The 12,878-nt window shown below is 70.8% G+C and carries 9 protein-coding genes; 7 read left to right on the top strand and 2 right to left on the bottom strand.

Annotation, left to right across the window (positions count from 1 at the left end):
- The first annotated feature begins 47 nt into the window (after positions 1-47).
- From OG798_RS45405 to OG798_RS45395, 3 genes are all read left to right on the top strand, one after another.
- Entirely contained in the window at positions 48-1,439 is a 1,392-nt protein-coding gene (locus OG798_RS45405; RefSeq protein ID WP_328758972.1) for a serine/threonine-protein kinase, read from the top strand.
- A 225-nt stretch (positions 1,440-1,664) separates the two neighbouring features.
- Positions 1,665-2,384 carry a DUF4232 domain-containing protein gene (locus tag OG798_RS45400; protein WP_261685006.1) on the top strand — a complete coding sequence of 240 codons (720 nt, stop codon included), beginning with the start codon at positions 1,665-1,667 and terminating at the stop codon, positions 2,382-2,384.
- A gap of 208 nt (positions 2,385-2,592) precedes the next feature.
- Positions 2,593-3,846 carry a hypothetical protein gene (locus OG798_RS45395; protein WP_328758971.1) on the top strand — a complete coding sequence of 418 codons (1,254 nt, stop codon included), beginning with the start codon at positions 2,593-2,595 and terminating at the stop codon, positions 3,844-3,846.
- Positions 3,847-3,932: 86 nt separating this feature from the next.
- Here OG798_RS45395 and OG798_RS45390 read toward each other — a convergent pair whose 3' ends face one another.
- Positions 3,933-5,840, bottom strand: a complete 1,908-nt coding sequence (locus tag OG798_RS45390; RefSeq protein WP_328758970.1) for a ricin-type beta-trefoil lectin domain protein — start codon at positions 5,838-5,840, stop codon at positions 3,933-3,935.
- A gap of 549 nt (positions 5,841-6,389) precedes the next feature.
- On the opposite strand from OG798_RS45390, the gene OG798_RS45385 reads away from it, so the two are divergent.
- Positions 6,390-8,252, top strand: a complete 1,863-nt coding sequence (locus OG798_RS45385) for a glycoside hydrolase family 9 protein (protein WP_328758969.1) — start codon at positions 6,390-6,392, stop codon at positions 8,250-8,252.
- Here OG798_RS45385 and OG798_RS45380 read toward each other — a convergent pair.
- Positions 8,239-9,207 (bottom strand): aldo/keto reductase, encoded by a 969-nt coding sequence (locus tag OG798_RS45380; RefSeq protein ID WP_328758968.1) that lies wholly within the window; start codon positions 9,205-9,207, stop codon positions 8,239-8,241. The genes OG798_RS45385 and OG798_RS45380 overlap by 14 nt on opposite strands.
- A 342-nt stretch (positions 9,208-9,549) precedes the next feature.
- On the opposite strand from OG798_RS45380, the gene OG798_RS45375 reads away from it, so the two are divergent.
- From OG798_RS45375 to OG798_RS45365, 3 genes are all read left to right on the top strand, one after another.
- Positions 9,550-10,452, top strand: coding sequence for an SDR family oxidoreductase (locus OG798_RS45375; RefSeq protein ID WP_328758967.1), 903 nt, complete (start codon positions 9,550-9,552; stop codon positions 10,450-10,452).
- A gap of 161 nt (positions 10,453-10,613) precedes the next feature.
- Positions 10,614-11,828: a glycosyltransferase family 39 protein gene (locus tag OG798_RS45370; protein WP_328758966.1), complete on the top strand. Its 1,215-nt coding sequence runs from the start codon at positions 10,614-10,616 to the stop codon at positions 11,826-11,828.
- Positions 11,829-11,853: 25 nt separating this feature from the next.
- Entirely contained in the window at positions 11,854-12,852 is a 999-nt protein-coding gene (locus OG798_RS45365) for an LLM class flavin-dependent oxidoreductase (protein WP_382124417.1), read from the top strand.
- Positions 12,853-12,878 lie beyond the last annotated feature (26 nt).

Below are 12,878 nucleotides of genomic sequence, written 5' to 3'. Positions count from 1 at the left end.
CCTGGAGAGCACATGCCCGCTGGTGAACAGATGCCAGGCCGTTGTCCATGCTGAGGGATCCCCTCGATCGGATCGGCCGCTACCGTCTGGACCGGCGTCTCGGCGCGGGTGGCTTCGGCGTGGTCTGGCTGGCCCACGACGAGGTGCTCGAGGCCGTCGTCGCCCTGAAGGTACTGTCCGACAACTGGGCCGACCACCTCGACGTCCGCGAACGATTCCTCTCCGAGGCCCGGCTGCTGCGCAAGGCCGACTCGAACCGGGTCGTCCAGGTCTACGACATCGGTGAACTGCCCGACGGCAGGCCCTACTTCGTCATGGAGTACGCCGACGGAGGCACCCTCGACGACCGGATCGAGGCCGGACCGCTGCCCATCGCCGAGGCACTGCGCCTGACGGCCCTCGTGGCACGGGCCGCGGCCGCGCTGCACGAGGCCGGGATCGTGCACCGCGACATCAAGCCGTCCAACGTACTGCTGCGCACCTCCTCCGGCGGCGCCGACCGCGTCCTGCTCGCCGACCTCGGGCTCGCCAAGAGCCTGGCGCAGGCCTCCGGGCTGACGATGGCGGCCGGTTCCGCGGGCTACACCCCGCCCGAGCAGGCCCAGCCCGGTTCGGGCATCGACGCGCGGGCCGATGTGTACAGCCTCGGCGCCCTGGGCTACCACCTGGTCACGGGGTCGGTCCCCGGGCCGCCCGGCAAGGTCGTACGACCCGAACGGCTGCGTACGGATCTGGCCCCGGACGTGCAGCGGGCGCTGCTGCGCGCCATGGAACCCGACCGCGAGCGGCGCTGGCCCACGGCGCTGAGCCTGGCCGTGGAGTTGGAACGGCTGGCCGAACAGGTGTCGATGGGGGCGGTCCGTGTGCCCCGGCGCCGTCGGCGGACCGCGCTGGTGGCCGTGGCCGCCGCGGTCGCGATCGGCGCGGCCGGTGTGACCGCCGCGCTCGTGACCCGCCGGTCCGACGCCCCGTCCGTGACGGTCGAGGACGCCTCCGGACAGGTCTCGGTCGAGGTTCCGGACGGATGGGGCCGCCAACTGCGCGACTCCGGATGGGATCCGCGGACCGTGGGCCTGTCGGACACGCACGAACCCGGTCTCGCCGTCGCGGACGACCTGGCGAAGTGGCAGAACCTGCGCTCGGGTGTGGACGGGGTGTTCGTCGGCCTGAGCGAACACGGCGACGTACGCGGCAGGGTCGGGGCGATCGCCCACACCGACTGCCACTACGAGGGCAGCCGCACCTATACGGGCACGCGCTGGCACGGGCTGATCCGCACCTGGAACGCCTGTCCGGGCAGCCATGGTTCCCTCACGGAGGCGGGGCTCACCTCGGCGGGCCGGAATCAGCAGCCACAGCTGTACGTCCAGATACGCCAGGCCGCCGGCAGTGCCGCGACGACCGACCGGATACTCGGCTCCATACGGGCCGGAGACTGACGAGCGGGAAGCCGACGAGCCGGAGGCCGACCAGGGGGAAGCCGACGAGCGGCGCCGAGGCCCGCGAGGCCCGGCTCACGGTCCCCGTTCCGGGATCCGCGGAAATCGCGCGTCCGGTCCGCGAACCTTTTCGCGTGCCCGAGCATCGGACACTGGTGACGGAGCACAGAGCGCCGTTCGCACGCCGAGTCAGGGCGCGTGCGGTGAATTCCAAGGAGTGTTGACATGGCGACCTTCCGGCCCGGCGACGCGGTTCCCGTCCGCCGCCCGTCCTCCCCCACCCACCGGGCAGCGCTGGTCGCGGGTGTCGCGCTGCTCGGCCTGCTCACGGCCTGCGGCACCGACCACGGCGCCGCCAGTCCTCCGCAGAAGCTCTCCGGCACGGCCGAGCCGGCCTCCGGCGACCAGACCACCGACACCACCGGTACGGGCGCCGCCCCGACCGGTTCCCTCACACCATCGGCAGCGGCCTCGAACTCGTCGTCGACCTCGAACTCGTCCTCGACCGGGAGCGGCTCGTCCGGCGGTACCCGATGCCACACCTCGGAGCTGCGCGCGACGGTCGGCGCCAACGATCCGGGCGCCGGTCAGGAGAACTTCCCCGTCGTCCTCACCAACATCTCCCACCGCACCTGCACCGTGCGCGGCTTCCCCGGGGCGGCGTTCGTCGACGCGTCGGGCAAGCAGCTCGGGCCCGACCCGAGGCGCTCCGCCGATACGCCGACGACGGTGACGCTGGCGCCGGGGCGGAGCGCGTGGGCGGGACTGACGTTCTCCAATCCGGGCATCAGCGGGGCGAAGACGGCGACGCCCGCCTCGCTGATCGTCACGCCGCCCGACGAGCGGGACCCGCTCAAGGTGGCGTGGAAGGGGGGCGAGGTACCCGTGTCGGGGAACGCCTCTTCCGTATCCCTGACCGTCGTCCGCGCCGGCAACGGCGCCTGACCCCAGCCGGCGTCATCGACCCCGCCCCGCCGTCCGCCCCGCGGATCGGCGGGGTTTGTCACGGAACAGCAACACGTGCCGATCCCGGCGACCTTTCCCGACGATCCACGCATCACACCGTTTGACGCACCCCGCAGAGCGGCGCGTCACAGGAACGGAAGCTCCCGCCCGCGGGCGGGAGCCGGATCGAGAACATCGGGGGTTCATCATGACCGGCATCTCACGCAGGCGTCTGCTGACCGCGACGGCTTCGGCGGGCGCGCTGGGCGGCCTGGGCGCGCTCACCGCCTGCTCGGCGAACGACTGGTCCGTGGGCAGCAGCTCCAAGGGGGACACGAGCGGCAAGTCCCCCAAGCCGAAGCTGATCGGCGACGGCTCCACCGCCGACACCGGGGCCCAGCCCAAGCAGCCCAAGGCCGAACGGCTGAAGCCGGGCGAGCGCCCGCCGCAGTTCGTGGTCTTCTCCTGGGACGGCGCGGGCGAGCTCAGCAACAAGCTGTTCTCCCGCTTCCGCAAGGTCGCCGCCGACCACGGCGCCTCGATGACGTTCTTCCTCAGCGGCATCTACACGCTGCCCGAGTCGAAGAAGCACCTCTACAGCCCGCCGCAACACCCCGTGGGCGCCTCCGCGATCGGCTACCTCTCCGACCGGCACATCCACTCCACGATCCAGCAGATCCGGTCCGCCTGGCTGGAGGGCCACGAGATCGGCACCCACTTCAACGGCCACTTCTGCGGCGCGGACGGGGTGCGCCGCTGGTCCCCCGCCGAGTGGCGCAGCGAGATCGCGCAGGCGAAGAAGTTCGTCACCGAGTGGAAGACCAACACGGGTTTCACCGACCTCGAGCCGTTCCCCTTCGACTACGAGAAGGAGCTGATCGGCGGGCGCGCCCCGTGTCTGGAGGGCCAGTCCAACCTGCTGCCGACCGCCGCCGCCCTCGGCTGGAAGTACGACGCGAGCAGCCCCGGCGGCCTGCAGATGTGGCCCGGCAAGGTCCAGGGCGGCAAGGTCTGGGACTTCCCGCTGCAGTCCATACCCTTCCCCGGCCACTCCTTCCAGGTCCTGTCGATGGACTACAACCTGATGGCCAACCAGTCCCACGCCAACCCGCTCGGGGACAAGTCCATGTACGACGCCTGGCGCGCCCAGGCCCGCGACAGCTACCTCGCCGGCTTCCGCCGCGCCTACGAGAGCAACCGCGCCCCCTTCTTCATAGGCAACCACTTCGAACGCTGGAACGGGGGGATATACATGGACGCGGTCGAGCAGGCCATCGAGCAGATCGCCGGGCACGACGACGTGCGCCTGGTCTCCTTCCGCCAGCTCGTCCAGTGGCTGGAGGCCCAGGACCCGGCCGTACTGCGCAAGCTGCGCACCCTCAACCCGGGACAGTCGCCCCTCGGCGGCTGGTCGGAGTTCCTGGGTACGGCGGCCTCGCAGTCGGCTACGGCGAGTTCCTGACGACTCCGACGCCGACCACCACTACGCACACGACCGCGGCCGGGCGCGCGTGGCCCGGCCGCGGTCGGTGTGACGTCCAGAACGGGTCAGCGATGGCCGCCCTGGCCGCCGCCGTGTCCGTAACCGCCGTATCCCCCGTAACCGCCGTACCCATAACCGCCGTAGCCGCCGTAGCCATCTCCGTAGCCGTACCCGGGATCGCCGTACTGTCCGCTCGAAGGCGCGCAGTAGTAGTACGGGGAGCAGCTGTCGGCGGGTGACGAGGGCGCGGGCGTCGAGGGCTCGGCCGAGGGCCGGGGCGACGACTTGGGCACGGTCGCCGACGGTGACTTCGACGGCTCGGGAGAGGCGTGACCCGACGATGTCTTCGTCTGCCCGGCGGAGTCCCAGTTGACCGCCTCCATCTGGAGCGAGGGCGACGAGGTGTCCATCGTCCAGTGCTGGTCGGACTCCTCCCCCCGGACCTTGAGGACCACGGACGCCTCGCCCTTGGTGGAGGCGGGGGTGAGGACCAGGTCCTGGTTCCAGCGGGGCACCACCATGCCCTGGAGGGTGAAGTCGTAGCGCACGTTCTTGGTGCCTGGTTGCGACGCGCCGGTGCAGGGCGCGAGTTGGACCGAGTAGCCGAGGTGGGAGTCGAGGCAGAGGTCGGGGGCGGCCAGGTCGCGCAGCAGTCCGTCGTCCTCGTACAACCATTCCTGGCTCGCCGCCGAGGAGCACGGCGTGAGCGCGGTCTCCACGCCCTTCGCCGGTTTCTTGCTCACGATGCCGATGCACAGCCCGGTCTCGGTGTTGCGCAGCCGGCCGCGCACGCCGCCCTTCGACGTGTCGCCGGTGCCTATCCAGGACGGGTTCGATCCGGGCGCCTTGACCGGGCCCGAACTGGGCGAGCCCGAGGGTCCGGCGCCGTCGGCGATGCCGGGCGCGCCGTCCGAGCTCTGGGTGACCCACAGGACCAGCGGGACCAGGATCATTCCGCTCACGGTCAGCGCGGCCAGCGCGATGTTGTTGCGACGCGGGGCGCGGCGGGAGGAGCGTCGGGGCGCCTTGTGCGTCGGCGGGCGGGAGTGACCGGAAGCGCGGCTGCGCGGCGCGGGGCGCGGGGGCTCGCCCGGAACGAGGGGCGCGTGGCTGGGAAGGGGAGGGATTCTGTGCGCGGCCGGGACGCTGTCCGGGACTTCCGTCACTTCCACGATCGCGTCGACGCGTCCGGGGCGGGAGTCGAGGTAGGCCGCGGCGCCCCAGCCGAGCAGGGCCTCGGCCAGGGCCAGCGCGAGGTCGCCGTTGAACCGGCTCAACTGGTCGGCGGTGTGACGGCAGTGACGGCACCGGCCCATGTGCCTGCTCAGATCGGCGTCGAGGTCGAGGCCGCCGCGGCGCAGGGACACATCGAGCATCCGGTGGAAGCGGCGGCACTCCTCCTCCGGGGCCAGTTCACGGTGGATTTCCAGGCAGCCCTCGCGCAGGCGTTCCCGGGCCCGCCGCAGTTCCACCAGGGCGTCGTCGTCGCCGATGCCCAACAGCCCTGCGGGTACGGCGAGTTGCTCGGCTTCGACCTCGGTGTGCCAGAGCAGACAGCGGGCGAGCTCGGGAAGCCGCTGGAACGCGCGGGACAACTGCCGTCTGTTCTCCGGCGGCAGAAGCCGCGCCATGACCCGGTCACGGCTGTCGGAATCGGCCAGCAATTCGGGATGAAGCATCTCCCGCCGTTGGTCCCCGAGCCATTCGGCGGTCATACGCCGTACGGTGACCAGCAACTGCGGCCGCCAGGCGGCCGTCGGCCCGGTCTGCCGCAGCGATTCACCGAACAGCCGGGTGAATGCGGCCGTGGTGAGCATTCCGGCGGGACGCACACCGTTGGTGCACAGGCGCGCGTAGGCGAAGACCGCTTCCCAGTGACGGTCAAGGAGTTCCCCGACGGGATGGTGCGCGGGCGTGTTCCCCGAGCTCTTCTTCAGGTCCGCCGCGAGCCGTTCATCCGAAACCTCGAACAAGCGACGGGGCGTTGGGGAATGAGACACCGCTGCGTCATTCACGTCCGCTTTCCTCCCAAAGGTAACGCAGGAATTAGTCCATACCAATGGGTATGTAGCCCGCCCGCCGAAGCGGAGGGACTACCCATGGGGGGTTTGTTACCGCAATCGCCCTCTCCGACAGCTCTTTTGAAGCGAGGGGCGGCGCGCGGGCACACCGTGCGCGTACAGAAGGAAGCGAATTGTCTGCACGCCAACAGGGCACACCTTTGCACAGTGCGCCGAGCCGAAACAAGAGATCTCGTCACCTTCCGTTTTACGTCGCGCTCGGACGGATTGACCAAACGTCAGCCACGGTCCCCACAAAGGGAATTCTGAATCCCCTACAACCATCGGCGAGCGGTCAAACGCAAGCCCCCGACCAGGCCTCCGAAGAGCGAAAAGGCCTTCACCGACCCATTGACGGCCTGGCATGCCCATGCAATGCTCCACATTGGGAGCGCTCCCATTCTCCGTCGTCCACCTCGCGTGGCCGCGGCACAGGATTCACCTCACCGCTGGGAGCCGCTCATGTCCGCTTTCCCGTTGCCCCACCGCCGCCAAAGACACCTGACGGCCGCCTTGCTGGCGGGGGCATTACTCGTCGGGGGCCTCGCGACCGCCCCCTCCGCGGCGGGGCTCGCCACCGCCGCCACGGCGACAACCGCCTTACGGGTCAACCAAGTCGGCTATCTGCCGGACGGTCCCAAGCGCGCGACCGTGGTCACCTCCGCCGCGGAGGCGCTCACCTGGCGGCTGCGCACCGCCTCGGGCACGGTGGTCGCCTCGGGGTCGACCGTCGGCCGGGGCCCGGACACCGCGTCCGGGCAACCGACCCAGGTCGCCGACTTCTCCTCGTACGCGCGGACCGGTACGGGTTACGTCCTGACGGTCGACGGAACGGCCAGCGATCCCTTCGACATTCGCGCGGATCTCTACGACGGGCTGCGCTCCGACACGCTGGCGTTCTTCTACCACCAGCGCAGCGGTATACCGATCGAAGCCTCCCTGGTGGGTTCCGCCTATGCGCGGCCCGCCGGGCATCTCGGAGTCGCTCCCAATCAGGGTGACACGAACGTGCCCTGTCAGTCCGGGGTGTGCGGCTACACGCAGGACGTCAGGGGCGGTTGGTACGACGCGGGCGACCAGGGCAAATACGTCGTGAACGGCGGCATTTCCACCTGGCTGCTCGTCAATTCCTTCGAACGGGCGAAGAGGGCGGGCACCGCGTCCGCGCTCGGCGACTCGACGCTGCGCGTTCCCGAGCGCGGCAATGGCGTCCCCGACGTCCTGGACGAGGCACGCTGGGAGCTCGACTTCCTGATGCGGATGCAGGTCCCGGACGGCAGGCCGTACGCGGGAATGGCGTTCCACAAAGTCCACGACGCCGCCTGGACCGGTCTGCCGACCCGGCCCGAGCAGGACGCCCAGCCGCGTGAGCTCCACCCGCCGTCCACCGCCGCCACCCTCAACCTGGCGGCGACGGCGGCCCAGTGCGCCCGTGTCTTCCGGTCCTACGACACCGCGTTCGCGAACCGTTGCCTCACCTCCGCCCGCAAGGCCTGGACGGCGGCGCGGGCCAACCCGGCGATGTACGCGCCGGATTCGGACAGCACCGGCGGTGGGGCCTATGGCGACACCCAGGTCACCGACGAGTTCTACTGGGCGGCCGCCGAGTTGTACGCCACGACCGGTGAGCGCGCCTACCGGGACGCGGTGACCTCCTCGCCCTGGCACACCGCCGCGAACGCCTTCACGTCCGGCGGCTTCAGCTGGGCCGACACCGCAGCGCTGGGCAGGCTGACGCTGGCGACCGTGCGCACCGGGCTGCCCACGGCCGACCTCCGGCGAATGCGCGCCTCCGTGACCGCCGCCGCGGACGGCTATCTGTCCACCATGGCCGGGCAGGGATACGCCGTCCCGATCCCCGCCACCGGGTACGTCTGGGGCTCCAACAGCGCGGTCACCGACAACGCGATCGTCATGGCCACCGCCCAGGAATTGACCGGGGACCCGCGCTACCGCGCCGGAGTGCTGGAGTCGATGGACTACCTGCTGGGCCGCAACGCCCTGGGCCGGTCGTACGTGACCGGATACGGGGAGCGGTACTCCGACAACCAGCACCACCGCTTCTGGGCGCACCAGTACGACCCCTCGCTGCCGCACCCGCCGGCGGGCTCCCTCGCGGGCGGGCCCAACAGCGGGCTGCAGGACCCGGTCGCGCAGGAGCACCTGCCCGGCTGCGCGCCCCAGGCCTGCTACATCGACGACATCGGCTCGTACTCGACGAACGAGGTGGCCATCAACTGGAACGCGCCGCTGGCGTGGCTGGCCGCCTACGCCGCCGAGGACGACTGCGCGGGCGGCGCCGCGCCGCGCGTCAGTGCCCGCTGATCGCGCGAGGCGTGTAAGGCTCCTCCAGCTGTTCGATCTCCTTCTCCGAGAGCTCCACGTCGAGGGCGGCCACCGCGTCGTCGACGTGCCCCACCTTGGTGGCGCCGATGATGGGCGCGGTCACGGTGCTTTGGCGCAGCAGCCAGGCGAGGGCGATCCGGGCACGCGGGACGTCACGCTCGGCGGCGATCCGGGCGACGGCGTCGACGATCTCGCGGTCGCCCGGCTGGTAGAGCTTCTTGCCGTACTCGTCGGTGCGGCTGCGCTCGGTGCTGACGTCCCAGTCACGGGTGAGCCGACCGCGGGCGAGCGGGCTCCAGGGCAGTACGCCGACGCCCTGGTCCGCGCAGAGCGGCAGCATCTCGCGCTCCTCCTCGCGATAGAGGAGGTTGTAGTGGTTCTGCATGGACACGAACCGCGTCCAGCCGTTCAGCCGGGCCGTGTACTGGGCCTTGGAGAACTGCCACGCGTACATCGAACTCGCCCCGATGTAACGGGCCTTGCCCGCCTTCACCACGTCGTGCAGGGCCTCCATCGTCTCCTCGACGGGAGTGGCGGGGTCGAAGCGGTGGATCTGGTACAGGTCCACGTAGTCGGTGCCCAGGCGGCGCAGGCTGTTGTCGATCTCCGTCATGACGGCCTTGCGGGACAGGCCACGCCCGTTGGGTCCTTCGTGCATCGCGCCGTTCACCTTGGTGGCGATGGCGATCTCGTCGCGGCGCGCGAACTCCGCCAGCGCGCGGCCGACGATCTCCTCGCTCGTGCCGTCGGAGTACACGTTCGCCGTGTCGAAGAAGGTGATCCCGGCGTCCAGCGCGCGGCGGATCAGGGGGCGGGCACCCTCGGCGTCGAGCGTCCACTCGTGGGGCCCTCGGTCGGGCAGCCCGAAACTCATGCAGCCCAAGCAGATCCGGGACACGTCCAGGCCCGTCGAACCGAGCTTCACGTACTGCATGTTCACTCCTGCTTTCCGTGGGGTGGAAGGGCTCCCGCCGACCCGGCCGCGGCGAGCCGCCGACAAAAGCTCCGGGAAAGCCATTCCCGATCGCCGTTCGCTTAGTCGCGGGGGTGCGGCGCAGTACTTGCCGCCGAGGAGTGCGTACGACGGTCGGCGGGCGTGGGTGGACTGCGTGGCGGCATGGGTGTGTGCCACGGTCTGAGCTGTGGTGATGCCTCATACGTATCGCCGGATGCGAAACAGGTCTTGGACCCGGAAGGCGTCCCGCGCGCAGGGTGGAATCACCGCCCCGGTGCCGCACCGGGGTGGACCCTGTTCGTCCTGTCGAAGGAATGCACCATGCGCGTATTCGTCACCGGCGCGACCGGATTCATCGGTTCCGCCGTCGTCCGTGAACTCCTCGAATCGGGGCATCAGGTCGTCGGCCTCGCCCGCTCGGACACCGCCGCCGCGGCGCTGACGGCCGTCGGCGCCGAGGCGCACCGCGGCTCTCTCGACGATCCGGACAGCCTGCACGAGGGTGCCGCCGCGGCGGACGGCGTCATCCATCTGGCCTTCAACCACGACTTCTCGGACTACGTCGCGAGCGGCAAGCTGGACCTGCGTGCCGTCGAGGCTCTCGGAGCGGCGCTCGAAGGAACCGGCAAGCCCCTCGTGGTGACCTCGGGGACCTTGATGCTCACCATGATGGCGCCGGGTCGCCTCGGGACCGAGGAGATCGCGCCCGATCCCGGGTCGGGGGCACCCCGGATCGCATCGGAGAGCGCGGCCATGGCGCTGGCCGCGCGTGGGGTGCGCGCTTCGGTCGTGCGGCTTTCACCGACCGTGCACGGCGAGGGCGACAAGGGCTTCGTCCCGAGCCTGATCGACATCGCCCGCGAGAGTGGCGTGTCGGCCTTCGTCGGCGACGGATCGAACCGCTGGCCCGCCGTGCACCGGCTCGATGCGGCGCACCTGTTCCGGCTGGCGGTGGAAGCCGCCCCGGCCGGCTCGATCCTGCACGGGGCCGCCGAAGAGGGCGTGCCCCTGCGTGACATCGCCGAGCTCATCGGCCGCCGGTTGAAGCTGCCGACCGTCGGGATCACCACCGAGGACGCGAGCCGGCATTTCGGCTTCCTCGCCGCCGCCGTGCCCCTCGACAACCCGACCTCGAGCGTCCTGACCCAGAAGCTGCTCGGATGGCGTCCCGTGCACCCCGCACTCGTCCCGGACCTCGAAGCAGGCCACTACTTCAACGACTGAGCGAGCCGCTCGAGCGGCTCGAACCCGGCGACCTCATCACCCTTCCGTGCCGGGCCGGGATGCGCTGTCCGGGACCGTCGTGTCCCATGAAGTCGGGATCTTCCCACCGGTGGAACCCCGTCCCCGGCCATTCCCTCTAGCAGGGCGACGAGGAGGTCGGTATGGAAGACGGCCCCCAGACGGTGAGCGGCAGACCCCCGCGGGAGCTCGTGCCCGCGTCGCCTGCCGCCTCGCCCGAGGTGTGGCGATGGCGGGGCGAACTGAAGCGGGCGCTGCCGGCGCTGTGGGTGTTCGCCGCCGCGCGGCTGTCGGGCGTGGTCATGGTGACCGCCTGGTCGCTGTACCTGGGCCGGCACCCGCGCAACGTGCTCGGTCTGGAATGGGACGGCGGCTGGTACTGGCACATCGCCCGGTACGGCTACGGCACGATCGTCGCCGCCAAGTCCGGTCACGGGGTCATCTACAACGACCTGGCGTTCTTCCCGCTCTTCCCCGGACTGATCCACGGCCTGAACACGGTCCTGCCGATCGGCCCGGTCAACGCGGCGCTCGTCATCTCCTGGATCGCCGCCGCCGTGGCGGCCTGGGGCGTGTACGCGGTCGGCGAGCTGCTGCACGGACGGCGGGTCGGGCTGGCGCTCGTGGCACTGTGGGCGCTGCTGCCGCACGCCGTGGTACTGACCATGGCGTACACCGAGTCCCTCATGACGGCCTTCGCCGCCTGGGCGCTCTACGCGGCGCTGACCCACCGCTGGCTGACCGCCGGGACGCTGGCCGCGCTGGCCGGGCTGTGCCGCCCCAACGGTTTCACCGTGGCCGCCGCCGTCGTCACGGCCGCCGCCGCCCACCTCTGGCAGCGCCGCCGCGACGGGAGACCCACCGTCCCGCGCGCCTGGGTGGCCATGCTCCTGGCGCCCGTCGGGTGGCTCGGCTACGTCGCCTGGGTGGGGCTGCGCACCCACGACCTGACCGGCTACTTCCGGGTGCAGAGTCTGTGGGGCTCACGGTTCGACTTCGGTCACTACACCGCGCACATGTTCAAGCACCTGATCGTCGGGCACGACACCCTGGTCGTCTATCTCTCCGCCGCGATCGTCCTCGGCTGCGTCCTGCTGTTCGTCCTCGGCGTCCTGGACCGACAGCCGCTGCCGCTTCTCGTGTACTCGGGGATTCTCCTCGTCATCGCCCTCGGTGATGCCCACTTCTTCACGAGCAGACCCCGACTGCTGCTGCCCGCCTTCCCCCTGCTGCTGCCGTTCGCCCTCTCTCTGGCCCGCGCCCGGCGGCGCACGGTCGTCGTCCTGCTCATCGGCCTGGCCGGTTTCTCCCTCTTCTACGGCACCTATCTGCTGACCATCTCCCACGAGGCCCTGTGACCGCGGGTGCGGCGAGGTCCGTATCATCCGAAGAGTGACGCGTTTCTCCGTCCTTGACCGCTCGCGCACCCGCGAGGGGCACGACGCCGCCGAGGCCCTGCGGGACACCGTGCGTCTGGCCCAGGAGCTGGAAGGGCTCGGATACGACCGGATCTGGGTCTCGGAGCACCATGGCGTGCCCGGGGTCGCCGGATCCGCTCCCACCGTGCTGGCCGCCGCGGTCGCCGCCGCCACCCGGACGATCCGGGTCGGTACCGGCGGGGTGATGCTGCCCAACCACCAGCCCCTGATCGTGGCCGAGCAGTTCGGTGTGCTCGAGTCCCTGTTCCCCGGCCGGATCGACATGGGGCTCGGGCGTTCGGTCGGCTTCACGGACGGGGTGCGCAGGGCGCTGGGGCGGGACAAGGACGTCGCCGACGACTTCGCGGGGCAGCTCGACGAGCTGCTCGGCTGGTTCCGCGGCCCGTCGTCGACGGGGGTGCACGCGCGCCCCTCGGAGGGGCTGACCGTGCCACCCTTCGTACTCGCCCTGAACGAGGGCGCGACGATCGCGGCGCGCGCGGGCCTGCCCCTGGTCATCGGGGACTTCAGGAACCGGGAGAAGATGCGGCGCGGGATCGACCACTACCGCGCGACGTTCCGCCCCTCCGTGTGGGCGGCGGAGCCGTACGTCGTCGTGTCCGGCGCCGTCGCGGTCGCCGAGACCCCGGACGAGGCGATGCGGTTGCTGCTCCCCGAGGCGTGGTCGATGGCGTACGCCCGCACGCACGGCACCTTCCCGCCGCTGCCGCCCGCCGAGCGGGTCGAGGATCTCCCGATGAACGGCAAGGAGCGGCATTTCTACGAGTCGGCGCTCGCGGGGCAGATCGCGGGCACCGAGAAACAGGTCGAGCACGAGCTGGAGATGTTGATCGAGGAGACCGGCGCGCAGGAGGTGCTGGTCACCACCAGTACGTACGACCGCGAGGCCCTGCTGGACTCCTTCCGGAGGCTCGCCCGGGTCGCGGGACTGACCAGGCCCTAGAATCGTGGGGTTTGCCCCGAGCCCCA

Origin of the sequence: Streptomyces sp. NBC_00271, from assembly GCF_036178845.1 — a bacterium.
GTDB lineage: Bacteria > Actinomycetota > Actinomycetes > Streptomycetales > Streptomycetaceae > Streptomyces.
Note: the sequence above shows the minus strand (reverse complement) of the source record. Positions and strands in the feature narration are given on the sequence as shown.